Below are 22,911 nucleotides of genomic sequence, written 5' to 3' on the forward strand. Positions count from 1 at the left end.
CTCAGATCGGGTTCAGCACACGGCGCAGGAAATCCTGGGTGCGCGGATGCTGCGGGTCGGTGAGCAGCTGGCGCGCCGGTCCCGCTTCGACGATGACGCCGCCGTCGAGGAACAGCACCCGGTCGGCGACCTCGCGCGCGAAGCCCATCTCGTGGGTGACCACAACCATGGTCATGCCCTCCTCGGCCAGGCCCCGCATGACGCCCAGCACCTCGCCGACCAGCTCCGGGTCGAGCGCCGAGGTCGGCTCGTCGAACAGGATCGCCTTCGGGCGCATGGCCAGCGCCCGGGCGATCGCGACGCGCTGCTGCTGACCGCCCGAAAGCCGGCCGGGCTTCGCATCCTCGCGCCCGGCAAGCCCGACGCGGGCCAGGAGCGCGCGGCCGCGCTCGAGCGCCTCTTGGCGCGGCTCGCCTTTGACGAAGACCGGCCCTTCGATGACGTTCTCGAGCGCGGTCCGATGCGGGAACAGGTTGAAGCGCTGGAACACCATCGAAACCTGGGTCCGGATCGCCCGGATCGACGGATCATGGGCATCGACCTTGGCGCCCTCGATGCGGATCGTCCCGGCCTCGTAGGTCTCGAGCCCGTTGATGCAGCGCAGCAGCGTCGACTTGCCGGAGCCGGACGGGCCGATGATGCATACGACCTCGCCGCGCGCGACCGTCGCGGAGACGCCGCGGATCACCTCGTGGTCGCCGAAGCGCTTGTGGACGTCGTCGAGTTCGATCATCGCCGCGCCGCCCGCCGCTCGAGATGGCCGACGGCCAGGATCAGCGGCACGCTCATGCACAGGTACAGGAGCGCCACCAGCGTGAAGACCGTGGTGTTCTTGAAGGTCGACGACGCAATGAGCTTGCCCTGCAGCGCCAGCTCCGCGACCGTGATGGTGGAGGCCTGAGAGGAATCCTTCAGCATCATGATCACGATGTTGCCGTAGGACGGCAGCACGATGCGCACCGCCTGCGGCAGCACGACCCGGCGCATGACCAGCCACCAGCCCATGCCGATCGAATGGGCCGCTTCGATCTGGCCATGGTCGATCGCCTCGATGCCGGCGCGGAAATTCTCCGCTTGATAGGCCGAATAGGCGATGCCGAGCCCGACGATGCCGGCCTGGACGGCGGTCAGCGCAATGCCCAGGTCCGGCAGCACAAAATAGATGTAGAACAGCTGCACGATGATCGGGATGCCGCGGATCAGGTTGACGATCAGCCGGCTCGCCGTCGCAAGCGGCCAGAGGCCGGAGACGCGCAGGAACGCCCAGACGAGGCCGAGCAGCGTCGACAGCAGCAGTGAGCCGAGGCTGACGAGCACGGTCAGCCACACGCCCTTGAGCAGAATCGGCAGGAATTCCGCCGAATCCGCGAAGAAATGATCCATCGGAACCGGCCGCGCTCTCGCTTCAGCGGCCGGTCACTCGAGCCCCCACTTGGCCAGGATCTTCTTGACCGTGCCGTCGGCCTCGAGCTTGGCGAGCGAGGTGTTGAGCTTCGCCAGCATCGGGTCGCCCTTGCGCAGGCCGATCGCGACCGAGCCCACGACACTGGGCTTGTAGCTCTTGACGAGCCGCGCGTCCGGAAAGCCGCCCTGCGCCAGGTTGTAGGCCACGATCGGATAGTCGGCGAAGCCGGCGCCGATGCGTCCGGTGTTCACGTCGCGCAGGATGTCGGGGATCGTGTCGTAGATCTTGACCTCGGTGAACACGCCGCTCTTCTGCAGCGGCTCGACGAAGGCGGTGCCGACCTGGGCGCCGGCGCTCTTGCCCTCAAGCTCCTTGAGCGAGACATAGTCCTTGCCGTCGGCCTTCGGCACGACGAGCGCCTCGCCATAGCTGTAGACCGTGTCCGTGAAATCGATCACCTGGCGCCGCGCGTCCGTCGCGAACATGGCGGCCGCGATCACGTCGATCTTGTTCGAGGTCAAGGCCGGGATCAGCGCGGAGAACTGCATCGGCTCGATCTCGACCGCGAAGCCGGCATCCTTGCCGACTGCCGTGATGAGATCGACCATGATGCCTTGGATCTGGTTGGTCTTCGTGTCGAGGAAGGTGAAGGGCACGCCGGTCGCGGTCGAGCCGACCTTGATCACCGGCTCGGCCGCGGCCGCAGGTCCGGTCGCGAACGCGGCGACACCCGCCCACAGCCCCGCACACAGCAAAGCGGCGGCGGCGAAGATCCTGGTCCTCATCATCCCTCGACTCCCGTTGGTGGGCCTGCCTGCACGTGCGGACGGCGCGAACCGTTCCCGCAGATTTTCATTCTGGTGAAAATATGCTGACGAATTTAAGCTCTGTCAGCAAGAGGTTTCATGTGAGTGAAATTTTATGAGCGATATGGGTTCGATCGGCGAGGCGGCCGACGGAGCGGCGACCAGGGATGAAGCCCCCGCGCCGACGAGCCCGCTCGATTCCTCGGTCGGGCTGCGCCTGCGCGCGCTCCGGAAGCAGCACCGGCTGTCGTTGCAGGTGCTGGCGGGGCGGCTGGGCGTGTCGATCGGCCATCTGAGCCAGATCGAGCGCGGCCTCTCGACCGCATCGCTCAAGCTCCTGGCCGGCGCCGCCGATGCGTTCGGCGTGGGCCTCGCCGACCTGTTCCCGGGTGCCGCCCCCGCCGCTGCCGCGACCGAGCCGGAGACGAGCACCATCGTGGTCCGCCAGAGCGAGCGCGGGCGGCTCGGCCTCTGGCAGGCCGGCATCACCAAGGAGCTTTTGACCGCGCCGCGCGGGGCGAGCCGGCTCAACCTGTTCATGGTTCGCATCGAGCCCGGCGGCACGACAGGCGAGGAGGACTATGTCCATGGCGGCGAGGAGGCGGGTTTCGTCCTCGAAGGCGCGCTCGAGCTTCATGTCGAGGGGCGCGAGTGGCGGCTTGAGCCCGGCGACAGCTTCCGCTTCGCGAGCGACCGTCCGCACCGGTTCGGCAACCCGACGGATGAGGTCGCTCTCGTGCTCTGGGTCAACGTCACGCCTTGAGCGGATCCGCATGCGTCGGCGTGCCATCTGACGATGCATTTCGCCAAATCCTCGCAGAAACAGACAATTCCAGGTTTGCTCGACGCTCTATGATCGGTGCCTGGGAGGAACCGAATGGTCCGTGCCGCGGCCGTTCCCCCCTCACGTCGTTCGAGGAGAGCGCCGATGCCGACACGGGCATCCGGGCAACTGCCTGCCCCTGGACACTCCGCTCCGCCCGATGCGATCGAGGCCCGCTTCCGCGCCGAGGCCTGGACGCCGCACGACGAGCCCTCTCGCCGGATCGAGGTGACCCCGTGATCGAGACGATCCTGAACGGCCTGCTGCCGGTCGCCTTCGTCATCTTCCTCGGCTGGCTGTCCTGCCGAATCGGGCTCTTGCAGCACGAGAGCGCCGGCGTGCTCGCGACCCTGGTCATCCGCTTCGCCCTGCCCTTCGCGTTATTTTTGGGCGCCGCAAAGACGCCGCCCGAGAAGCTCGAGAACATCGACTTCGGCACCTGCCTCGCGTTCGGGCTCATGGGCGGCTACCTGGTGGCCCTTGTCGTCGGCCGTTACCTGTTCCGCCACGATCTCAAGACCGCCACCATGCAGGCGCTGGTCTGCGGCTTTCCCGACATGGCCTATTTCGGCGCGCCGATCCTCGCCGCGATGTTCGGGCCGGAAGGCTTTCTGGCCGTGCTCGTCGGCAATCTCGTCACCAGCATCTTCATGCTGCCGCTCACGATCGTGCTGACACGCGTTGCCGACAAGAAGGAAGCCGGCCATCACTGGGGCGAGGCCTGGCATATCCTGAGCCACGCCCTCGTCGGCGCCGCGATCAACCCGATCGTCTGGCTGCCGCTGCTGGGCGTGGCACTCAGCTTCGCCCATGTTGCCCTGCCCGACCCGGTCCTCGCCTCGGTCGACACGATCGCGCGCGCCGCGGGCGGCACATCGCTGTTCGCGCTCGGCATCATGCTCTATGGCGAGCGGTTCGCCATCAACGCGAACGTGCTGGCCAACATCGGCATCAAGAATTTCCTACAGCCGGGACTGATGGCGCTCGGCGTCGCCCTGTTCGGGCTTTCAGGCGGCCCGGCGCGGCAGGTCATCATCACCGGTGCCGTGCCGACCGCGACCGCCGCCTCGATGTTCGCGCTCAAGAACAACACCTACACGGCCGACGCCACGGCAACGATCCTGCTGAGTACCCTGCTCGGCATCGCCATCGAAGCAGCGCTGATCGCCCTGCTCGGCACCTGAGCGCGGCTTAAACCTGAGTGTGTTCAAAACAGGCTCAGCTGGTCGCCCGCCCGCGGCGGCCGGCGGAACTGGCTGCAGTCGAGCCCGCCAAGCTCGCGCGTCTGGTTGAGGCCGAGCCGGCGGGTCGCGAGCTTGAAGCGCTGGGCCAAGAGATCGGCGTAGGCGCCGCCGCCGCGCATCCGGTCGCCGAACTCGGCGGAATTGAGCTTGCCGCCGCGGATGTCGCGCACCAGCGCTAGCACATGCTTCGCCCGGAGTGGCACCTGCGCTTCAAGCCATTCGGCGAACAGGTCCTTGATCTCGAGCGGCAAGCGCAGCGACACGTAGCCGGCGGTACCGGCGCCAGCATCCTTGGCGGCCTCGAGGATCGTCTCCAGCTCCTGGTCATTGAGGCCCGGGATCATCGGCGCCGCCATGACGCCGACCGGAATGCCGGCGTCGGCGAGAGCGCGGACCGTCTCCAGTCGGCGCTCCGGCGTCGCGGCGCGCGGCTCCATGCGTCGGGCGAGCGCGCGGTCGAGCGTCGTGATCGAGATCGCGACCTTGGCCTGCCGCTTCACCGCCATCGGCCCCAGGATGTCGATATCGCGCTGGACAAGCGCGCCCTTGGTCACGATCGAGACCGGGTGGTTGAAGTCGCGCAGCACCTCGAGGATGTGGCGGGTCAGCTGCAGCTCGCGCTCGATGGGCTGATAGGGGTCCGTATTGGTGCCGAGCGCCATCGGCAGGCAGCGATAGCCGGCCGCCGACAGCTCCTGGACCAAGAGCTCCGCCGCGCGCGGCTTGTAGAACAGCCGGCTCTCGAAATCGAGGCCGGGCGAGAGCCCCAGATAGGCGTGCGTCGGTCGGGCGAAGCAATAGACGCAGCCATGCTCGCACCCCCGATACATGTTGATCGAGCGGTCGAACGGCACGTCCGGCGACTTGTTGCGGGCGATGATGGTGCGGGTCGTGTCCTCGGTCAGCGTGGTTGCAAGCGGCAGGGCCGGTTCGTCGGCACTGCCCCATCCGTCGTCGACCTCGACACGGTCATAGCCCTCGAACCGGCCGACCGCGTTCGAAAGGCTGCCGCGGCCCTTGCGAGGCCCCTGTGGCGATGCCGGATCCATGGGCGGAGCATCGCATGATTAACCGAACAAATCAAGAACACGCATCAGAGGGCCGGCCTGCGCACCATGTCGATGAAGGCGCGCAAGGCCGAGGGCATACGTCGCTGCCGCGGGTAATAGAGCATGAAGCCCGGGTAGCTCGGGCACCAGTCGTCGAGCACGCGGACGAGCCGCCCGTCGGCCACAGCCTCGGCCGCCAGCTGCTCGAACAGGAAGGCCAGGCCGATGCCGTCGAGCGCCGCGCGCAGGCCGAGGCCCAGCATGTCGAGCGTCGCCGGCCCGGCGGGTTCCAGCTCGAACCGCTCCGAGCCCTGCCGGAATTCCCATTTGAAGATCCGGCCGCTCGGAAAACGGTGGCGGATGCAGGCGTGCCGGGCCAGGTCCGGCGGATGCCGCGGCGGCGGCCAGCGAGTGAAATAGCCGGGCGACCCCACGACAGCGAAGCGCTGCGGGCCGCCGAAGCGCACGCCGACCATGTCTTCCGGCACGTCCTCGTCGAACCGGATGCCGGCGTCGAAACCGCCGGCGACGATATCGACCAGACCGTCATCCTCGACGATCTCCAAGCGGATCTCGGGATATGCCGCGAGAAAGGGCAGGATCAACGGCGCCAGCAGCAGGTGGGCGGCGATGCGCGACGTATTGATGCGCAAGGTGCCGGCGGGCGTCGCACGGAAGCTGTTCATCTCTTCGAGCGCGTCGCCCACGTCGCGCAAGGCCGGCTGCAGCCGTTCGAGCAGGCGCTGGCCGGCCTCGGTCAACGCGACGCTGCGGGTCGTGCGGTTGAACAGCGAGACGCCCAGCCGCTCCTCGAGCCCGCGGATCGCGTGGCTGACGGCAGAGGTCGACATGCCCGCCTCCGCCGCCGCGCGCTGGAAGCTGCAGTGCCGGGCGACGGCCGCGAAGACGGCGAGATGGGACAGGTTGGGCTGCGGCATGATTGTTGAGAAATCTTCAACAACTCATCCCGGATTTCAAGTTTGTCCTGCGGACCTCCCCATCCCAATTGTCCAACCGAATTAATCAAACCGACTTCGGAAGGACAGTCGCCATGATCACCGTCCACGGCTATGCCGCGCACGACGCCCATTCCCCGCTCGTCCCCTTCACGTTCGAGCGGCGCGAGCCCGGGCCGCACGACGTGCAGATCGATATCCTCTACAGCGGCATCTGCCATTCCGACCTGCATCAGGCCCGCGACCATTGGAGCAATGCGCTCTATCCGATGGTGCCCGGCCACGAGATCGTCGGCCGGGTCGTCAAGGTCGGCGCCCATGTGACGAAGCTCAAGGTCGGCGACTTCGCCGGCGTCGGCTGCATGGTCGATTCGTGCCGCGCGTGCGAGGCCTGCCGCGACGACCTCGAGCAATATTGCGCGGAGGGCGCCACCTGGACCTACAACGCCCGGGAGCGCGGCAGCGACCAGCTGACCTTCGGCGGCTATTCCGACCAGATCGTGGTCGAGGAGCGGTTCGTGGTTAAGATCCCGGCGAGCCTCGACCTCAAGGCAGTGGCGCCGCTCTTGTGCGCCGGCATCACGACCTATTCGCCGCTGCGCCACTGGCAGGTCGGCCCCGGCCAGAAGGTCGGCGTCATCGGCTTGGGCGGCCTCGGCCACATGGGCATCAAGTTCGCGAAGGCGATGGGCGCCCATGTCGTCATGATCACGACCTCGCCCGACAAGGGCCGGGACGCGAGCCGGCTCGGCGCGGACGAGGTGCTGATCTCGCGCGATGTCGACGCGATGGCGGCCCACGCCCAGAGCTTCGACTTCCTGCTCAACACGATCCCGGTCGCCCACGACCTCAATCCCTACATGGCGCTCCTGAGGCGCGACCGGACCATGGCGCTCGTCGGCGTCTTGACCGAGATCGAACCGCCACTCACCGGCACGAGCCTGATCTTCGGCCGCAAGAGCGTCGCCGGTTCCGCCATCGGCGGCATGGCCGAGACGCAGGAGATGATCGATTTCTGCGCCGAGCACGGCATCGTCAGCGACGTCGAGATCGTGCCGATCCAGGCAGTCAACGAAGCCTACGAGCGGCTGCTCAAGAACGACGTCAAGTATCGCTTCGTCATCGACATGGCCTCGCTGCGCACGGCAGTGGCCTGAGCGAAAGGACCCGACACATGCTGGAAAAACGCAAACTCGGCCGCCAGGGCCTGGAAGTCTCCGCCATCGGGCTCGGCTGCATGGGCATGAGCTTCGCCTATGGCCAGCCGGACGAGGCGGAGTCGGTCGCGACGCTGGACCGGGCGATCGAGCTCGGCTGCACCTTCCTCGACACGGCCGAGATCTATGGGCCGTTCGCCAACGAGGAGCTGCTCGGCCGTCATCTGGCCGGCCGGCGCGACCGGGTGACTATCGCCACCAAGTTCGGCTTCAAGCTGGAGGGCACGCGTCGCATCGGCGTCGACAGCCGGCCGGCCCATATCCGCGAGGTGGTCGAGGCCTCCCTGAGGCGCCTCGGGACCGACCGTATCGACCTGCTCTACCAGCACCGGGTCGACCCTGCCGTGCCGATCGAGGACGTGGCCGGCACGGTCAAGGACCTGATCCGCGAGGGCAAGGTGCTGCATTTCGGCCTGTCGGAGGCAGGCGAGCCGACGATCCGGCGCGCCCATGCCGTCCAGCCGGTCTCCGCCCTGCAGAGCGAATATTCGGTCTGGGAGCGGGGCGCCGACCGTGTGCGCCCGGTGCTGCACGAGCTCGGCATCGGCTTCGTGCCGTACAGCCCCTTGGGCCGCGGCTTCCTCACCGGTGCGGCCAAGCGGGCCGAGGATTATCCAGCCGACGATTTCCGCGCGGCGCGCGACCCGCGGCTGCAGGGCGCCAATTTCGAGGCGAACCAGCGCATCGCAGCGCTCGTCACCGGCATCGCCCGGCGCCATGGGGCGACGCCGGCCCAGGTAGCGCTCGCCTGGCTGCTGCAGATCGCCGACGACATCGTGCCGATCCCCGGCACCAAGCGGCGGAAATATCTGGAGGAAAACTTGGGGGCCGCCACCCTGCAGCTCACCACCGAGGACGTTGCCGTCCTCGACAAGGCCGGCAGTGCCGCGGGCGCCCGTTATGGAGACGGCGATCTGTCGCTGATCGACCCGTGAACGACACAGATCAGAACGGGAACATAATACAACATAAAAGCGAACAAACCCGGCCCGACTCGGGCGAGTGACCGGGCAACCGACTCGGGCGATCGCGAACCCTCTTCCGCGGGTGCGGAAGGGGGTTTTCGGCGCCTATTCCTCGGCCAGTTCCGCCCGCAGCCGCTCGACCGTTTCAGCCGCCGTGAAGTCGGCGACGCGCGTGCGGATATGGGCGATCAGCGACGGCTCGACCCGGTCGGCCGCCCAGTCGGGGTCGCTCGCGGCAAGCGCCTGCCAGCGGATCGCCCAGAGCGTTGTCCGGAGCCAGGTGAGCCGGCGTGCCGGCCGGATCCAGGGTTCGAGCCGCGCCCAGGCATCGGGTCCGACGGCCTCGGCATAAGCCGCATGGAAGTGCCGAAGATCATCAGCCGTCAGCACCGCCATGACCTCGCGGTCCCACTGGGTCGAGGTATAGAGCGTCGCATGGGCGAGATCGATCGCGGCCAGGCCGTAGAGCGTCTTTTCCAAGTCGACGAAGCGGGCGATGCCATCGTCGCCGACGAGGAAATTGCCCGGATGGGTGTCGGTCGCGACCAGCACGATCGGCGCCGCGATCGGGGCGGCCTCGGCCTCGCGGGCGAAGCTGCGCGCCCAGGCGAGCTCGTGCTGAAGTGCCTGCTTCACCGACGGGGCCACCGTGGCCGTCTCGAGGAAGCGGGCGTGGTTGTCGAGCAGGTCGACCGTGGCGGCGATCGGGTTCGGCGCATGATCGGCGAGCGGCGGGCGGCGGCGCGGCGGCACGGTCGGCACCCGATGGATCGCCGCCAGGGCGCGGGCCAGTGCCGGCAGTTCCGCCGGCAGCCGCGGGGCCCGGCCGCGGACGAAATCAACGACCAGCGCGCCGCGCGGCAGGAGATCGTCAGGCGGCAGCACGGCATGCAGTGCCGGGGTGACGCCGCTTGGCGCCGCACGCCGGAAGCCCTCGGCCTGGTAGGCCAGCGCCGCCTCGGCCGGCATCGACCATTGGGAAAGGCGCGGCACGCGCACGACCAGGTCAAGATCGCCCAGCGCCAGATGGTCGTGGGCGACGCCCTTCATCGGCAGGGGCACGAGATCGGCCGCGCGGAGCGCCGGCCAGTGGGCCCGGAGCCGGTCGGCAAGGCCGGCGCGGTGCGCAAGAGCGTGGGGATCGAACAAGATGGCGTCGGGTCTAGCGTCGGTGCTCTTCGAGACGCGGCATCAGCTCGACCAGGTTGCATGGCCGGAAGCGGTTGTCGAGCTGGTGCTTCAGGATGTCTTCCCAGGCGTCGCGGCAGGCCGACGGCGAGCCGGGCAGCGCGAAGAGATAGGTGCCGTGGGCGACGCCGGCGGTGGCACGCGACTGGATCGTCGAGGTGCCGATCTTCTGCCAGCTGAGCCAGCGGAAGATCTCGCCGAAGCCAGGGATCTCCTTCTCATAGACCGCCTGGAACGCCTCGGGCGTCACATCACGGCCGGTGACGCCCGTGCCGCCGGTCGAGATCACGACGTCGATCTCCGGATCCGCGATCCAGGTCCTGAGCTGCGCCTCGATCGCCGCCTGGTCGTCCTTGACGATCTCGCGCCGGGCGACGTGATGGCCGTCGCGCGTCACGAGCTCGGCAAGCGTGCCGCCCGACTTGTCGTCGGCGAGGCTGCGCGTGTCGGAAACGGTCAGAAGGGCGATCTGGACGGGAAGGAACGGTCTGGATTCATCGAGCCGCGGCATGCTGGACCCCTTGGGACGAAGCGTCGGCCGAGACATAGGTCGGCCATTCGTTCGCCGCAAGCGCATCCAGATCGGGCACCTTCTGCCCGAGCCGCTGGCGATAGATCCACATGTTGGTCAGCACGCGTTCGACATAGAGCCGCTGCGACGTGGTCGTGAGGCTCTCGATGAACAGGAGCGGGTCGTGCTGGTATTCAGGCTTGTTCTGCCAGCGGGTCAAGGGCGCTGTCCCGCTGTTGTAGGCGGCCAAGAGCAGGATCAGGTTGCCGTTGATCTGCGTGTGCTCGATCAGCTGCTTCACATATTCCTGGCCGATGCTGAGGTTCAGCACCGGGTCGACCAGATCGTCGACGCTGCGGAAGCGGATACCGGCGCGGCGCGCCACGTCGCGCGCCGTCTGCGGCATCAGCTGCATCAGCCCGGCGGCCCCCGAGCCGCTCTGGGCGTCGGCGTCGAAGCGCGACTCCTGCATCATGAGCGCGAACAGCAGGGCGCGGTCGACCGAGAAGCCGTCGCGCGGCTGCCAGCGCGGCACCGGATAGGCGGCATCGTCGTGACGGTCGTCGGCGCCCCGGCGGCCGGTCGAGAGTGCCAGGCACAGGGCCGGCATATTGGCGAGGTCGGCAAGCGCCACGATCGCGTCGGCGAGTCCGGCCGTCGAGCGCGCGGTCAAGGCGCGCAGCTCGGCCTCGGCCCGGTCGGTCTCGCCGACCTGCACCAGCGCCAGCGCCCGCCGGCCGCCGGGCAGCCCTTCGAGCTGGGCGGTCTCCCCGGCGTTCAAGGGCGTCGCACCGAAGCGCATGTCCGGCTCGACGCCCAGCATGCGCCGGGCAAGCAGGCCGTAGAAAGTGCGCGGCTGCTGCGCCGCCATCTCGAGCAGGGGGTCGACCTTCTGCGGCTCGCGCAGCATCAGGTGCGCCCGCGCCGCCCAGAAGGCGCCGGCGGCGACATACCAGCTCGGCACGTCCGTCGCGCGCGACACGGCCTCGAACGCGTTGGCGGCGTCGCGGAAATTCTTCTCGCGCCAGGCGGCAAGCCCAGCCTCGAACCGAGCCGGCGGCTGGATGTTCATGCTGCGCGGCTCGGCCGGCAGCCGCTCCACGTCGGCCGAGCGCGCCACCCGGGGAGCGGCGTCGCGGGGAGCCTGGTCGGCGGCCAGGATCGGCGCCGGCACCGGCTTGCCCGGCGCCCGCTTCTTCGCGAGCGCCCAGATCGCGCGCGCCTCCGGCAGGTCGGCATAATGCTCGAGCCAGTCGCGCGCCTCGGCGAAATTCGTGTGGTACTTGGCCGAGAGATAGCGCTGCGCCAGCACCGTGCCGAGCAGCGACTTGTCTTCGAGGGCGGCGATATGCTGGTCGGCCGCCTTCCAGTTCGCCTCGTCCTGCAGCGAGAAGATCGCGGCATAGCGCGCCGCATCGGCGTCACCCAGCAGCGTCGGCAGGCTCTGCACCAACTTGGGGTCGATCGGCGGATTGACGGGGAGAGCGGCGGTCTGCATCGAGCCCGCTGCCCAACCGGCAACCGGCATCGCCGCGGCCCCGCAAACTAGGCCCGCTGCGAACACGCAAAGGATCACCCTTGGCCAAGTCCTTTTGGGACTGACCCGCTGATGTGTTCCAGTCATGCCGAGATGGATAAGGGAAAAATCCAGTCTCGGCAAGCATAAAATTTTTTATGCTTTTTTTAGGCCTCGAGTATTTCCTGGATCGTCTATCTTTTCTTGAAGTTATTTTGACGCTTCTTCTAGCCTGGTCTTGATCGATAGTAGATCAGCCCAGGCCTCCCGCTTGCGCTCCGGCGAGCGCAACAGAAAGGACGGATGATACATTGCGATTGCTTGGACCGGCTCGGCGAGGCCATTCACCTCGAGCGTGAGCCACTGGCCGCGAAGCCTTGTGATTCCAGGGCTTCCGGGCAGCATGGCAGCCGAAGCGGTACCGCCTACCAATACTAGAAGTCGTGGCCGCACCAGCGCGATATGCCGTTCGACGAACGGCCGGCAGATCGCAATCTCGCTGTCGGTCGGCTTGCGATTCCCCGGCGGCCGCCAGAACAGCGTGTTGGTGATATAGACGTTGCTCTGGCGCGAGCGGCCAATCGCCGCCAGCATCCGGTCGAGCAGCTGGCCGGACACGCCGACGAACGGCCGGCCGATGCGGTCCTCGTCGGCGCCGGGCGCCTCGCCGATCAGCATGAGCCCGCCGCTGGGCACGCCGTCGGCGAAAACCGTGTTGGTCGCGGTCTTCTTGAGCGCGCAGCCCTCGAAGGCCAGCACCGCGTCCCTGAGCGCCGTCAGGTCGTGGGCCGCCGCGGCGGCGGCGCGCGCAGCCGCGATCGTGTCCCCCAACCCGCCGTCGAGCGCCGGCGCCGGGCGGGGCGCCGCCGCTGTTGGCCTCTGCGCCGACGGCGGTGCCACGCCGGCAGGAGCAGGTGCGACCGGGCCCTTTGCAGCTGGGGCGGCAACCGGCCGAACAATCGGCGATTGCGCGGGCGCTGCGCGACCGGCCGCCAGCGCCTGGGCGCGGCGCTCGGATTCGGCGAAGCGGTCGACGGCGAGCTCGCCGATCGCCTCGTCGGCACCCATGGCGAGCGTCCAGGCCAAGAGCTCTTCCAGCAATCGCTCGCGCAGCATGCCTCTTCCGGGGTAGGTGTTCGGCGAAACCGCCGCTATAAAACCTTGAGCGGCCGGTATAGGTCTATGGGGGATACGTTTCGGGCGCAACGGCATTACAAAGGCCGGCGCCCGGCTGCAAGGAGGCTCGATGGAACGCGAGAGCATGGAATATGACGTCGTGATTGTCGGTGCCGGCCCGTCGGGCCTGAGTGCCGCCATCCGGCTGAAGCAACTGGCCGCCGCGGCGGGGCGCGAGCTGTCGGTCTGCGTGCTCGAAAAGGGGTCTGAGGTCGGCGCGCATATCCTGTCGGGCGCGGTGCTCGAGCCGCGCAGCCTGAACGAACTCATTCCCGACTGGAAGGAACGCGGCGCGCCGCTCAACACGCCGGCCAAGGAAGACCGCTTCCTGTTCCTGACGGAGACCAAGGCCTATCGCCTGCCGACGCCGCCGCAGATGAACAATCACGGCAACTACATCATCAGCCTCGGCAATTTCTGCCGCTGGCTCGGGACCCAGGCGGAAGAGCTGGGCGTCGAGATCTACCCGGGCTTCGCCGCGGCCGAGGTGCTCTATGACGAGACCGGGCGCGTCAAGGGTGTCGCCACCGGCGACATGGGCATCGGCAAGGACGGCCAGCCGACCGACGCCCACCAGCCGGGCATGGAGCTGCACGGCAAGGTCACCATGTTCGCCGAGGGCTGCCGCGGCTCCCTCACCAAGACGCTGTTCGAGCGCTTCCAGCTGCGTGAGGGCGCCGACCCGCAGACCTTCGGCATCGGCATTAAGGAGCTGTGGGAGGTCGACCCGGCCAAGCACAGCCAGGGCCTGATCATCCACACGGCCGGCTGGCCCATGGACATGTCGACCTATGGCGGCTCGTTCCTCTATCACCTGGAGGACAACCAGATCGCCGTCGGCTACGTCATCGGGCTCGACTACCAGAACCCGACCTTGTCGCCGTTCGAGGAATTCCAGCGCTTCAAGACCCATCCGGCAATCCGGCCGTTCTTCGAGGGCGGCCGGCGCATCGCCTATGGTGCCCGCGCCTTGAATGAGGGCGGCTTCCAGTCGATCCCGAAACTGTCGTTCCCGGGCGGCTGCCTCATCGGCTGCACGGCGGGCTTCCTCAACGTGCCGAAGATCAAGGGCACGCACACCGCGATGAAGTCGGGCATGGTCGCGGCCGAGGAAGTGTTCGCCCGCATCGAGGAGGACCAGTCGGCCAACTACAAGCCGGCACTCGAGCGGACCTGGCTCTGGAGCGAGCTCCATGCCGTGCGCAACATCCGGCCGTCGTTCCAGTGGGGCTTCTGGGGCGGCTTCGTCTATTCGGCGATCGACACGGTCGTCTTCCGTGGCAGGGCGCCCTGGACGCTGCACCACCGCCACGGCGACCACGAGGCCTTGAAGCCCAAGCGCGACGTCAGGCCGATCGTCTATCCGAAGCCCGACGGCAAGGTGAGCTTCGACCGGCTGTCGTCGGTGTTCATCTCGAACACCAACCACGAGGAAAACCAGCCGGCGCACCTGAAGCTCAAGGACCCGTCGGTCGCGATCCGGATCAATTACGAACTCTATGGCGCGCCCGAGCAATTTTACTGCCCAGCCGGCGTTTACGAGATCGTCAAGGACGCGGACGGGTCGAACCCGCGGCTGCAGATCAACGCGCAGAATTGCGTGCACTGCAAGACCTGCGACATTAAGGACCCAACCCAAAACATCAATTGGACGGTGCCGGAAGGCGGCGGTGGGCCTAATTATCCCAATATGTGATCGTTGGAACACCCGAGGCCGGCCGGCAGCCGGCCGGCCAGGGTATAGTGGGCCGGGTGCGGTGGGAGCGTGATGGAAGCGATCGGCGGCAGACGGGAGCGGGCGCTCCCCGGGACGGCGGGACGGCCGAAATGGCCGACCCGGCTCAAGGGCGCCGTCGCTTTGACGGCCCTGCTGGCACTCGGCGCCTGCGCCGAAATCACGCCCTCGTCCGGTGTCTTCTCCGGATCGGCCGGTCTCGCCGACAGCGGCGGCGACGTCGGCCAGATCCGGACCGACAGCCACCCCGAACTGCCCTCGGCCCACGCCGCCTACCTGATCGGCCTGGTGGCGCAGGACCAGCATGATTTCGCCGATGCGCTCGCCTTCTACCAGGCGGCGCTCGCCCAGGATCCGTCCAACGGCGAGATCGCGGGCCATCTGTTCGTGCTGGCAATCGTCAACGGCAATTTCGACATCGCGTCGAAGCTGGCGGGGCCGCTGCAACAGGCCAATCCGTTGGCGCCGCTCGTCAACCTGACTGCGGTTATCGAGGACGTGAGGGACGGCCGGCTCGATGAGGCGCGCGCTGCCGCCAACCGGCTGCCGCGCCAGGACGTCTATCGCGTGACCGGCGCGCTTGCCCGCGCCTGGCTTGCCCAAGCCGGGCCCGCCGGCGCCGAGCCGGCGCTCAAGGAGCTCGAAAGCGTGCGCGGCTTCGGCGAGATCGCGTCCCTGCACCGGGCACTCATTCTCGACCAGGCCGGCAATCGCGACCAGGCGGAGGCCGCCTATCGCGCAGCGCTCGACGAAGGTGCCCCGGTGCGCGTGGTCCAGCTGGTCGCGAACTTCCTCGAGCGCACGGGCAAGCCGGACGAGGCGGCCGCCCTCTATCCCCGCTATCTGGGTGCGACGGAGGCGGAGCTGGGCCTGCCGGCCTCGGGCGGGGCCGTACTGCCGCCGCTGGTGCCCGATGTCGCAAGCGGGCTCGCCGAAGCGCTGTTCGACGTCAGCAACCTCATGAACGGCGCCGGCGCCTTCAACCTGGCGCTGCTGAATGCCCGGTTCGCGCTCGAGCTCAAGCCCGGCTTCCCCGAGGCGCGGATCGTGCTGGCCCAGGCGTTCGAGGGCGTGAAGCGGCCGGATCTGGCGCGCGAGGTCTATGCCAGCATCGATCCGGCGACGACGCTCGGCTGGACCGCGCGCCTCCGGATCGCCGCCTTGAAGCAGCAGGCCGGCGACGGCGAGGGTGCTCGCACCGACCTCAAGGCGCTCGCCGAGCAGCACCCGGACCGGCCGGAGCCGCTGGTCGAGCTCGGCAACAGCCTGAGCGCCGACAAGCAGTATCCGGCCGCGATCGACGCCTATAACCAGGCCTTCGCCCGCATCAAGGACCCGGACACGGCCGGCTGGTGGGGCCTCTATTACACGCGCGGCACCGCCTACGAGCGCGCGCGCAACTGGCCCAAGGCCGAGAGCGACTTGCGCAAGGCGCTGGCGCTGCAGCCGAACCAGCCGTCGGTCATGAATTACCTGGGCTATTCCATGGTCGACCGCGGCGACCGCCTGTCCGAGGCGCTGCAGCTGATCAAGGGCGCCGTCACGCTCCGGCCGGACGACGGCTATATCGTCGACAGCCTCGGCTGGGCCTATTACCGCATGGGCGACTACAAGAACGCCGAGACCACGCTCGAGCACGCGGTCGAGCTCAAGCCCGCCGATCCGGAGATCAATGCCCACCTGGGCGACGCCTATTGGCAGGGCGGCCGGCGCGACGAGGCGCGGCTGCAATGGCATCGCGCACTCGGGCTCAATCCGGAGCCGGATCTCGCCCGGGCCATCGAGGCGAAGCTCGACAAGCCGCCTGCCCATATCCCACCGCCGCAGACGCGGCCGGCCAAGCGCACGACCGAGGCCGCCCCGGCCGGTCACGGCGGCAGCTGAACCGTCCCCTTTCCACCCAGCGAAGACATTCCATGACCGAAGTCGTCCGCGCGGCGCCCGCGAAGCTCAACCTCACGCTCGAAGTCGTCGGCCGGCGCGCCGACGGCTATCACCTGCTCGACAGCCTGGTCGCCTTCACCGAATACGGCGATACGGTCAAGGCCGCGACGGCAGAGGCGGGCGAGTTCGGCCTGACGCTCGCCGGCGATTTCGGCCCGTTCCTGATCGCCGACGCGTTCGACAACCTGGTGCTGAAGGCTGCACGGCTCCTGGCCGAGGAGGCTGGGATCAAGCCCGCGGCCCAGCTGACCTTGACCAAGCGCCTGCCCGTCGCCTCCGGCATCGGTGGCGGCTCGAGCGACGCGGCCGCGACGCTCCTGGCGCTGGCCGCGCTCTGGCAGGTCTCACCGGCGCCCGAGGATCTGGCGCGGATCGCGCTCAAGCTCGGCGCCGACGTGCCGGTCTGCCTCGCCACCCGCACCGCCCGGCTCGAAGGCATCGGCGAGCGGATCAGCCCCGCCCCGGCCGTGCCGCCAGCCCCCATCGTGCTGGTCAATCCCGGCGTCGGCTTGGCCACGCCTAAGGTGTTCCAGGCACGCGAGGGCGCGTTCTCGCCGGGCGCTGGTCCCGCGGGCGTGCTGAGCGCGAGCCCGGCCGACGCGACGGCGCTCGCGGACGCCCTCCGGCCCTATGGCAACGACCTGACCCCGCCGGCGATCGGCCTCATGCCCGTAATCGGCCAGGTGCTGGAGCGTCTGGAAGCAACCGAGGACTGCCTCCTCGCCCGCATGAGCGGCAGCGGCGCCACCTGCTTCGCGCTCTTCCCGACCGACGCGGCGGCTGAAGCCGCAGCATCCGCGATCAGGGCGGCGGAGCCCCGCTGGTGGGCCGTCGCGACCCGCCTCAAGGCGGCCTGACCTCCCAAGTTTTCGGCTGTTGCTGCCCGGGGGCAATATCGCTATGGTGCGCCCCCCGAACGGCACCGGTGGGGCGTAGCCAAGCGGTAAGGCAGCGGATTTTGATTCCGCCATTCGGAGGTTCGATCCCTCCCGCCCCAGCCATCCAGGCAAGCGGCCGAAGTCGTGGCACGTCGCCCGTTCCTGTCTCTGGCGGACCATGTGCCGCCGAGCTCCGCGCCGCTGTCGTGGCTCCGCTTATTGAGCGTCCAGCCACTTGTCCGAGCCCGCGAGCTTGACGGACACATCCGAGAAGCCGATTTCCACGGGCTTGCCGTCCGCCGTCCCGCGACGATCCGTCGAGAACAGGAACGGGCCAGCCTTCTTGTAGCCGCCCCAAGTCGCGGCGACGTTCTTCGGTGGCGTCACGTCTCCACCGCGATGGTAGGCGAATGCCTCGACAACATTGTCGGACCCGACATAGAGCTCCCAGGTATCGCCGGGGTTGTAACCGCCATCTGAGGGATACTTCACGGCGACGCGCTTCGCCGAACCCTCCCCTTGAGGCAATGTCTGGGTGCCCAGGTCTTCTACCTCGGCGCCGTCCCAATAAACATGAAAGGGGAAGAACAGGTTATATTCGTCATTGACGAAGAGCGGCTCGATTTCGTCCCGCACATTGGCGGGCGCGCTGTCGAGCTTGGACCGATCATAGGTAACCTTGACCGGCTTGCCGTCCTTGTCTTTCCCCTCGTAGGAGACCTGGCCGGTCTTGGGCTGCCAGACCCAGGAACGGACGAACTCTCTTCCCCGGGCCTCCAGATGGAAGGTGTAACGGATCGCGTCGATCTGCTCGAACGAATCGAGGCCGTAAGTCTTGGCAATCTGTTCGGCAATCGCTGGGCGCGGCTCCGCACGGGAGGTCGCGGGGAGGAGCAGCACCAGCGTGCTGAAGGCGAAAAAAAGGCGGCGGGGGTATGCGCTCTCGACCATCGGTCATCTCCTTGGGCCGCACTGCGGCCAACTGCATGGGTTTCGCGATGGGCGCATGAGACGAGCGGGACGTATCTGGCGTGTGTCCTGACCGGCCGGAATTTGTATCGAAGTGTGTGGCACGCCGAGATTTCGCTTAATCCAAGATTGCTATCGGCTTAGCCAATTAATCTGGGATAAGCTTTCGGAACCCCGCGAAAAGCGCGAATTCAGCCCCAGCACATGCCCTCACCCAGGCGACGCCATGCATCGCCCCTCGGCACCCAGTCTGGACCCGGAGATAAAATGCGCTCGGCACTTTCCCTGGTAATCATATCAGGGGCGATGGCTTACGCGGCACCTGGCCTGGCGGGCCAGATCTGGTTGTCCGGCGTCGACCCGGTCGTGGCGGCGGACCGCATGGCGGGCAGCAAGGCTGCCGGGCAGCCGACATCCAACGATTTCATGAGCCTGTTCCGCCCCGACGCGGCCTGGTCGAAGGCCGCGTCGAACGTGCAGATCGTGAAGCTGTCGACCCAGTTCTTCCATCGCGCCAGCGACGAGCAGCTGTCGACGGCGATCAAGGATCTGCAGCGGCGCCACATCGCGCTCGGGCTCGAGGCGGAAATCCTGACGACGTCGGAGAAATGCGGCAATGGCGTGCCGGGCTACACGACGACGGCGGTGTTCCAGAAGCTGGCGAACCGCGTGACCGGCCTGGGCGGCAAGATCGAGGTTGTCGCCTTCGACGAGCCGATGACCTGGGGACACTTCGCCCATAAAGGGGCTGCGTGCGGCTATTCGACCGAGGAGCTCGTCCGCAACATCACCCCCAACGTCAAGATCCTGAAGACGGCGTTCCCCGGCGTCAAATTCGGCGATATCGAGCCCGTCACCGACCAGACCGCGGACCGGCTGGACGAGATTCTGAATTTCGCCAGGCAGTTCCAGGCGCAGACCGGCGAGCGCCTCGCCTTCCTTCAGGCGGACCTCATCTGGCAGAACAAATGGCAGCCCCAGCTGGCGGAGTGGCGGACACGCCTTCGTGCCGCGGGCATCTCCTACGGCGTGATCATCGACGGCGATCCCGGCGACAAGACCGACACCGAATGGACCCGCCACGCGACCGAACGCTATCGCATGGTGGCCGGCAATCCGGACATCAGGCCCGACGACTGGGTCTTCCAGAGCTGGCAAGCGCGCCCGTCCCGGCTGCTGCCGGAAACCGATCCGGGCACGCTGACATCCGTCATCGCAGAGACCGTCGGCGCGCGCTGACGCCCCTCCCCGCCTGGAACCCGCCCAGTCGCCGCCCCTGCGCTGCAGGTGCTCGTGCGCTTCGCGCCGGGGTCGCCTTGGCCGAGCGGGCGTCGCCCTCCCGGGCGGCGATCACGCGCCGTGTGCGACCTCAATCGCCGACAAGTTCGTCGTAGGGCGGCAGGTTGAGCACCGTCCGCGCTGCAACATTGTACGCGCGCTCCAAGTCCTCGGCGGCGCGCAGATGATCTTCGAGCAGTTGAAAATCGTCGACCTCGGCTTCGCCACTGGCGACGGTCTCGCGCAACCCCCGGATCTCCGCGGCAATGGCCTGGATGGCGATGACGAGCGTCTGGTGGCTGATCTCGGGCATGTGCCCTCCTGCCAGATTGAGGAAGTCCCGGGCCTCACTTGACGCGAGCGAGTTCGCACTGCCGCACCACGGCGGCGCGCGCCATGTTGTCGAGCGCGCCCTTGAACGAGAGAACCGTCATTCGGGTCTTGGGTTCGAGCTGGTAGTGGTACCCAGACACGCTTTGATTGTACGGGCTGGTCTTGCGCTTTGCGTCCTTGCGGATATGGATCTCATCCGAATATTCGGTGCCCTGAGGAATCCAGAATTCCTTCGAAGGGAACCATCCGGAAACGTCGTGCAAGGACGTCCCGCCACCCTCCAGCACCTCAGGGCCGTTAGGCCCCTGTTCGATCGTCACGTCGGCTGGGCTCGTGACCCATTCCCCCCTGCGCTTGTTGAAATACTGGGTTTCTTCCCAGCGCGGGTCGAGCACGCCATCGCCGGGATAGACCCCGACCTTGATGCTCTTGAAGGCGTTGCCCATGACCGAGCGATAGAGATTGGTCGTCGTGGTCGCCATGATTGCATCACCCTGGTTGACCGACGGCACAGGGTACCCCGGGAAGTCGGCCTATCGCAACGGTTGCGGCCCCACCCGACGGCCGTGGCCGGCGCGCTGAGTCTTCCGCTTTAGAAGCGCTTCCAGAAGAACGAGACGAATAAGCATATTATTGAGCCAATATCACATTATAAAACTCGTCTCGCACCCATAGATGACACTTCATCCGCCGCTCATCCCGCAAAGGAGTGTCATCATGGCCCGTATCGCTACCCGCGCCCTCCCGGTCGACGGCATGGTGAGCCTGCATTGGGCTTCGCTTGCGCTCGCGGCTCTCCTGTTCGCGTCGGTGGCGGCTCTGCCCGCACACGGCGCGGACAATCCGGCCTTCGCGCATGGCCGGTCGCTGCCCTGCCACGGCATCGTCGACGGCAAGCGCCTGCAACCGCGCGCGAGCGATTTCAATTGGCCACGCCGGTCCGACGTCAATCCGGCCGAGGCCAAGGATATCGAGGAGATCTATCAGCGCCTGATCGCGATGTCGCGCCCCTAAAACCCGACCCGGTCGCCGCCCTTGAGCTGCAGGTGCTCGCGTGCCTCGGCCGGCGTCGCGATCTCGTAGCCCAGGCCCTCGATGATCTGGCGGGCAGCACGCACCTGGTCGGCGTTGGTCTTGGCAAGCTGGCCCGGGCCGATCCACAGCGAATCCTCGAGGCCGACGCGGACGTTGCCGCCCATGGCGACCGCCATGGCGGCGACCTGCAGCTGGTTGCGGCCGGCGCCCAGCACCGACCAGCTGTATTGGTTGCCGAACAGGCGGTCGGCCGTGCGCTTCATGTGCGCCACGTCCTCCGGATGGGCGCCGATGCCGCCCAGGATGCCGAACACGCTCTGTACGAAGAACGGCGGCTTGATGATGCCGCGGTCGGCGAAATGGGCGAGCGTGTAGAGATGGCCGATGTCGTAGCACTCGATCTCGAAGCGCGTGCCGTTCTCGGCGCAGCTCGACAGGATGAATTCGATATCGGCGAAGGTGTTGCGGAAGATCCGGTCCTTGGAGCCTTCGAGATACGGCCGCTCCCAGTCGTGCTTGAACTCCTTGAACCGGTTCAGCATCGGATAGAGCCCGAAGTTCATCGAGCCCATGTTGAGCGAGGCGACCTCGGGCTTGAAATGGGCCGCGGGCGAGACGCGCTCCTCGACCCCCATGGTGGGCGCCCCACCGGTCGTGATGTTGATGACCACGTCCGAGCGCTGCTTGATGACGCTCAGGAACGGTGAGAAGGCGGCCGGCGCCTGGTCGGGCTTGCCGGTCCTGGGATCGCGCGCATGCAGATGGACGATCGCGGCGCCGGCATCCGCGGCGCCGATCGCCGCCTCGGCGATCTCCTCCGGCGTCACCGGCAGATAGGGCGACATGGAGGGCGTGTGGATGGCCCCGGTGACGGCGCAGGTGATGATGATCTTGCGGTTTGCCATGGTGGTTCCTCCGGAGTGATTCTGCTCGGTCAGTGGGAGCGTTTGGCGGCGACGAGGGCGGCGATGCGTCGGTCGCGGGCGGCGCTGCGCCGGAGCGCTTCCTTGGGCGCGGGCGGCGGCCCCCAGGCGGCCTCGACCTGCGCGACGTTCTCGGCATCCCACACGGATGGCGCCGGCGGCTCGGCCGCGAGCCGGCGGTAGAAGCCGCCAAACCGGGCGCAATAATCGGGGATGCCGCCCGGCGCGTTGAGCTCGATCGTCGCGAATGGCCCGATCAGCGCCCAGCGGAGCCCGAGCCCGTCGGCGAGCGTCTTGTCAAGATCCTGCGGGCTGATGATGCCCTCGCCGACCAGGCGAAGCCCCTCGGTGAGCAGCGCGCCCTGCAGGCGGTTGACGACGAAGCCCTCGACCTCACGCTTCACGGTCACCGGTACCTGGCCGGCCTGCTCGTAGAGACGGCGAGCACGCTCGACCGTCTTGGCGGGGACCCAGGGGGCGGCGCACAGCTCGACAATCGGCACGAGATGCGGCGGGTTGACCGGATGCGCCACCAGGCAGCGGTCGCGGCCGGGCAGATCCGCCGTATAGAGCGAGGCGACGATGGCGGAGCTCGACGAAGCGAGAAGCGCCTTGGACGGGGCGGCCGCATCCAGCGCCTGGAACAGCGCCTGTTTGGCTGCGAGCTGTTCCGGCCCGCACTCCTGCACCAGATCGGCGCCGACCACGGCCTTTTCGAGCGAGGGCACGAGGGCGATCCGCGCGAGCGCCGCGGCCGGATCATCGCAAAGGCCGAACTCGGCCAAGAGTGCCATGCTCTCGCTCATGAGCACCGGTGCCCACTCAAGCGCCGCCGGGTCCGTGTCGGTGATCGCGACCGACCAGCCGGCCCGCGCGAAGACAACCGCCCAGGAGCGGCCTATCAATCCGGCGCCGATGACAGCGGCTTTCGGCATGGCTTTCCCTCCCGACTCTCTGGTG

24 protein-coding genes and 1 tRNA gene are annotated in these 22,911 nt (G+C 67.7%); 11 read left to right on the plus strand and 14 right to left on the minus strand.

The window, feature by feature from the left end; translation table 11 throughout:
* Window position 1 precedes the first annotated feature (1 nt).
* From IEY58_RS12475 to IEY58_RS12485, 3 genes are read right to left on the minus strand one after another with little or no spacing between them, the layout of a single operon-like run.
* A complete protein-coding gene (locus tag IEY58_RS12475; protein WP_189046162.1) occupies window positions 2-733 on the minus strand; it encodes an amino acid ABC transporter ATP-binding protein in 732 nt (243 codons plus the stop codon).
* A complete protein-coding gene (locus IEY58_RS12480) occupies window positions 730-1,383 on the minus strand; it encodes an amino acid ABC transporter permease (RefSeq protein ID WP_189046164.1) in 654 nt (217 codons plus the stop codon). Before IEY58_RS12480 ends, IEY58_RS12475 begins: the two co-directional genes overlap by 4 nt.
* A 33-nt stretch (window positions 1,384-1,416) precedes the next feature.
* Window positions 1,417-2,193: an ABC transporter substrate-binding protein gene (locus IEY58_RS12485; protein WP_229743681.1), complete on the minus strand. Its 777-nt coding sequence runs from the start codon at window positions 2,191-2,193 to the stop codon at window positions 1,417-1,419.
* 133 nt (window positions 2,194-2,326) lie between these two features.
* On the opposite strand from IEY58_RS12485, the gene IEY58_RS12490 reads away from it, so the two are divergent.
* The 3 genes from IEY58_RS12490 (at window position 2,327) to IEY58_RS12495 (ending at window position 4,218) form a co-directional block, all read left to right on the plus strand.
* The gene (locus IEY58_RS12490; RefSeq protein ID WP_229743682.1) at window positions 2,327-2,974 is read left to right on the plus strand and encodes a cupin domain-containing protein; all 648 of its coding nucleotides are present in this window, start codon (window positions 2,327-2,329) and stop codon (window positions 2,972-2,974) included.
* Window positions 2,975-3,139: 165 nt separating this feature from the next.
* Window positions 3,140-3,274, plus strand: a complete 135-nt coding sequence (locus IEY58_RS34610; RefSeq protein ID WP_268237566.1) for a hypothetical protein — start codon at window positions 3,140-3,142, stop codon at window positions 3,272-3,274.
* Window positions 3,271-4,218: an AEC family transporter gene (locus tag IEY58_RS12495; protein WP_189046165.1), complete on the plus strand. Its 948-nt coding sequence runs from the start codon at window positions 3,271-3,273 to the stop codon at window positions 4,216-4,218. The genes IEY58_RS34610 and IEY58_RS12495 overlap by 4 nt, the downstream gene beginning before the upstream one ends.
* 23 nt (window positions 4,219-4,241) lie before the next feature.
* Here IEY58_RS12495 and IEY58_RS12500 read toward each other — a convergent pair whose 3' ends face one another.
* Together IEY58_RS12500 and IEY58_RS12505 are read right to left on the minus strand one after the other, a co-directional pair.
* Window positions 4,242-5,327: a PA0069 family radical SAM protein gene (locus IEY58_RS12500; protein WP_189046167.1), complete on the minus strand. Its 1,086-nt coding sequence runs from the start codon at window positions 5,325-5,327 to the stop codon at window positions 4,242-4,244.
* 44 nt (window positions 5,328-5,371) lie between these two features.
* Complete coding sequence (locus IEY58_RS12505) at window positions 5,372-6,265, minus strand: LysR family transcriptional regulator (RefSeq protein WP_189046169.1); 894 nt, start codon at window positions 6,263-6,265, stop codon at window positions 5,372-5,374.
* Window positions 6,266-6,378: 113 nt separating this feature from the next.
* On the opposite strand from IEY58_RS12505, the gene IEY58_RS12510 reads away from it, so the two are divergent.
* Both IEY58_RS12510 and IEY58_RS12515 read left to right on the plus strand, forming a co-directional pair.
* Entirely contained in the window at window positions 6,379-7,440 is a 1,062-nt protein-coding gene (locus tag IEY58_RS12510) for an NAD(P)-dependent alcohol dehydrogenase (RefSeq protein WP_189046171.1), read from the plus strand.
* Window positions 7,441-7,457: 17 nt separating this feature from the next.
* Window positions 7,458-8,435 (plus strand): aldo/keto reductase, encoded by a 978-nt coding sequence (locus IEY58_RS12515; RefSeq protein WP_189046173.1) that lies wholly within the window; start codon window positions 7,458-7,460, stop codon window positions 8,433-8,435.
* Between the two features lie 135 nt (window positions 8,436-8,570).
* Here the strand turns inward: IEY58_RS12515 and IEY58_RS12520 are convergent, their stop codons facing one another.
* The 4 genes from IEY58_RS12520 to IEY58_RS12535 form a co-directional block, all read right to left on the minus strand.
* Complete coding sequence (locus IEY58_RS12520; RefSeq protein ID WP_189046175.1) at window positions 8,571-9,614, minus strand: phosphotransferase; 1,044 nt, start codon at window positions 9,612-9,614, stop codon at window positions 8,571-8,573.
* Window positions 9,615-9,627: 13 nt separating this feature from the next.
* Window positions 9,628-10,164: a molybdenum cofactor biosynthesis protein B gene (gene moaB, locus IEY58_RS12525; RefSeq protein WP_189046177.1), complete on the minus strand. Its 537-nt coding sequence runs from the start codon at window positions 10,162-10,164 to the stop codon at window positions 9,628-9,630.
* On the minus strand, window positions 10,148-11,662 hold the full coding sequence (locus IEY58_RS12530; protein ID WP_189046179.1) for a lytic transglycosylase domain-containing protein: 1,515 nt from the start codon (window positions 11,660-11,662) through the stop codon (window positions 10,148-10,150). The genes moaB and IEY58_RS12530 overlap by 17 nt, the downstream gene beginning before the upstream one ends.
* A gap of 228 nt (window positions 11,663-11,890) precedes the next feature.
* Entirely contained in the window at window positions 11,891-12,796 is a 906-nt protein-coding gene (locus IEY58_RS12535; RefSeq protein WP_189046181.1) for a uracil-DNA glycosylase, read from the minus strand.
* A 130-nt stretch (window positions 12,797-12,926) separates the two neighbouring features.
* Here IEY58_RS12535 and IEY58_RS12540 point away from each other — a divergent pair, with 130 nt between their 5' ends.
* The 4 genes from IEY58_RS12540 (at window position 12,927) to IEY58_RS12555 (ending at window position 17,536) form a co-directional block, all read left to right on the plus strand.
* Window positions 12,927-14,552, plus strand: a complete 1,626-nt coding sequence (locus IEY58_RS12540) for an electron transfer flavoprotein-ubiquinone oxidoreductase (protein WP_189046183.1) — start codon at window positions 12,927-12,929, stop codon at window positions 14,550-14,552.
* 72 nt (window positions 14,553-14,624) lie between these two features.
* Window positions 14,625-16,475 (plus strand): tetratricopeptide repeat protein, encoded by a 1,851-nt coding sequence (locus tag IEY58_RS12545; protein ID WP_189046185.1) that lies wholly within the window; start codon window positions 14,625-14,627, stop codon window positions 16,473-16,475.
* Between the two features lie 32 nt (window positions 16,476-16,507).
* On the plus strand, window positions 16,508-17,392 hold the full coding sequence (locus tag IEY58_RS12550; protein ID WP_189046187.1) for a 4-(cytidine 5'-diphospho)-2-C-methyl-D-erythritol kinase: 885 nt from the start codon (window positions 16,508-16,510) through the stop codon (window positions 17,390-17,392).
* A 69-nt stretch (window positions 17,393-17,461) separates the two neighbouring features.
* A tRNA-Gln gene (locus IEY58_RS12555) sits at window positions 17,462-17,536 on the plus strand.
* A 93-nt stretch (window positions 17,537-17,629) separates the two neighbouring features.
* Here IEY58_RS12555 and IEY58_RS12560 read toward each other — a convergent pair.
* Window positions 17,630-18,364, minus strand: a complete 735-nt coding sequence (locus IEY58_RS12560; protein ID WP_189046189.1) for a hypothetical protein — start codon at window positions 18,362-18,364, stop codon at window positions 17,630-17,632.
* A 324-nt stretch (window positions 18,365-18,688) separates the two neighbouring features.
* On the opposite strand from IEY58_RS12560, the gene IEY58_RS12565 reads away from it, so the two are divergent.
* Window positions 18,689-19,621, plus strand: a complete 933-nt coding sequence (locus IEY58_RS12565; RefSeq protein ID WP_189046191.1) for a hypothetical protein — start codon at window positions 18,689-18,691, stop codon at window positions 19,619-19,621.
* Between the two features lie 130 nt (window positions 19,622-19,751).
* Here IEY58_RS12565 and IEY58_RS12570 read toward each other — a convergent pair whose 3' ends face one another.
* A complete protein-coding gene (locus IEY58_RS12570; protein WP_189046193.1) occupies window positions 19,752-19,973 on the minus strand; it encodes a hypothetical protein in 222 nt (73 codons plus the stop codon).
* A gap of 34 nt (window positions 19,974-20,007) precedes the next feature.
* Window positions 20,008-20,475, minus strand: a complete 468-nt coding sequence (locus tag IEY58_RS12575; protein ID WP_189046195.1) for a Tse2 family ADP-ribosyltransferase toxin — start codon at window positions 20,473-20,475, stop codon at window positions 20,008-20,010.
* A 235-nt stretch (window positions 20,476-20,710) separates the two neighbouring features.
* Here IEY58_RS12575 and IEY58_RS12580 point away from each other — a divergent pair, with 235 nt between their 5' ends.
* Window positions 20,711-21,007, plus strand: a complete 297-nt coding sequence (locus IEY58_RS12580) for a hypothetical protein (protein WP_189046197.1) — start codon at window positions 20,711-20,713, stop codon at window positions 21,005-21,007.
* Here the strand turns inward: IEY58_RS12580 and IEY58_RS12585 are convergent.
* Window positions 21,004-21,933, minus strand: a complete 930-nt coding sequence (locus IEY58_RS12585; protein ID WP_189046199.1) for a BKACE family enzyme — start codon at window positions 21,931-21,933, stop codon at window positions 21,004-21,006. The genes IEY58_RS12580 and IEY58_RS12585 overlap by 4 nt on opposite strands.
* 29 nt (window positions 21,934-21,962) lie before the next feature.
* Window positions 21,963-22,886 carry a 3-hydroxyacyl-CoA dehydrogenase gene (locus IEY58_RS12590; RefSeq protein ID WP_189046200.1) on the minus strand — a complete coding sequence of 308 codons (924 nt, stop codon included), beginning with the start codon at window positions 22,884-22,886 and terminating at the stop codon, window positions 21,963-21,965.
* Window positions 22,887-22,911 lie beyond the last annotated feature (25 nt).

Source organism: Aliidongia dinghuensis (assembly GCF_014643535.1).
Taxonomy (GTDB): Bacteria; Pseudomonadota; Alphaproteobacteria; order ATCC43930; family CGMCC-115725; genus Aliidongia; species Aliidongia dinghuensis.

Bases quoted from the DNA above. Each gene is read 5' to 3' on its own strand.
- IEY58_RS12475 (WP_189046162.1), bottom strand. From the start codon at position 733: ATGATCGAACTCGACGACGTCCACAAGCGCTTCGGCGACCACGAGGTG.
- IEY58_RS12480 (WP_189046164.1), bottom strand. From the start codon at position 1,383: ATGGATCATTTCTTCGCGGATTCGGCGGAATTCCTGCCGATTCTGCTC.
- IEY58_RS12485 (WP_229743681.1), bottom strand. From the start codon at position 2,193: ATGATGAGGACCAGGATCTTCGCCGCCGCCGCTTTGCTGTGTGCGGGG.
- IEY58_RS12490 (WP_229743682.1), top strand. From the start codon at position 2,327: ATGAGCGATATGGGTTCGATCGGCGAGGCGGCCGACGGAGCGGCGACC.
- IEY58_RS34610 (WP_268237566.1), top strand. From the start codon at position 3,140: ATGCCGACACGGGCATCCGGGCAACTGCCTGCCCCTGGACACTCCGCT.
- IEY58_RS12500 (WP_189046167.1), bottom strand. From the start codon at position 5,327: ATGGATCCGGCATCGCCACAGGGGCCTCGCAAGGGCCGCGGCAGCCTT.
- IEY58_RS12505 (WP_189046169.1), bottom strand. From the start codon at position 6,265: ATGCCGCAGCCCAACCTGTCCCATCTCGCCGTCTTCGCGGCCGTCGCC.
- IEY58_RS12510 (WP_189046171.1), top strand. From the start codon at position 6,379: ATGATCACCGTCCACGGCTATGCCGCGCACGACGCCCATTCCCCGCTC.
- IEY58_RS12515 (WP_189046173.1), top strand. From the start codon at position 7,458: ATGCTGGAAAAACGCAAACTCGGCCGCCAGGGCCTGGAAGTCTCCGCC.
- moaB (WP_189046177.1), bottom strand. From the start codon at position 10,164: ATGCCGCGGCTCGATGAATCCAGACCGTTCCTTCCCGTCCAGATCGCC.
- IEY58_RS12530 (WP_189046179.1), bottom strand. From the start codon at position 11,662: ATGCAGACCGCCGCTCTCCCCGTCAATCCGCCGATCGACCCCAAGTTG.
- IEY58_RS12535 (WP_189046181.1), bottom strand. From the start codon at position 12,796: ATGCTGCGCGAGCGATTGCTGGAAGAGCTCTTGGCCTGGACGCTCGCC.
- IEY58_RS12540 (WP_189046183.1), top strand. From the start codon at position 12,927: ATGGAACGCGAGAGCATGGAATATGACGTCGTGATTGTCGGTGCCGGC.
- IEY58_RS12545 (WP_189046185.1), top strand. From the start codon at position 14,625: ATGGAAGCGATCGGCGGCAGACGGGAGCGGGCGCTCCCCGGGACGGCG.
- IEY58_RS12550 (WP_189046187.1), top strand. From the start codon at position 16,508: ATGACCGAAGTCGTCCGCGCGGCGCCCGCGAAGCTCAACCTCACGCTC.
- IEY58_RS12560 (WP_189046189.1), bottom strand. From the start codon at position 18,364: ATGGTCGAGAGCGCATACCCCCGCCGCCTTTTTTTCGCCTTCAGCACG.
- IEY58_RS12565 (WP_189046191.1), top strand. From the start codon at position 18,689: ATGGCTTACGCGGCACCTGGCCTGGCGGGCCAGATCTGGTTGTCCGGC.
- IEY58_RS12570 (WP_189046193.1), bottom strand. From the start codon at position 19,973: ATGCCCGAGATCAGCCACCAGACGCTCGTCATCGCCATCCAGGCCATT.
- IEY58_RS12575 (WP_189046195.1), bottom strand. From the start codon at position 20,475: ATGGCGACCACGACGACCAATCTCTATCGCTCGGTCATGGGCAACGCC.
- IEY58_RS12580 (WP_189046197.1), top strand. From the start codon at position 20,711: ATGGCCCGTATCGCTACCCGCGCCCTCCCGGTCGACGGCATGGTGAGC.
- IEY58_RS12585 (WP_189046199.1), bottom strand. From the start codon at position 21,933: ATGGCAAACCGCAAGATCATCATCACCTGCGCCGTCACCGGGGCCATC.
- IEY58_RS12590 (WP_189046200.1), bottom strand. From the start codon at position 22,886: ATGCCGAAAGCCGCTGTCATCGGCGCCGGATTGATAGGCCGCTCCTGG.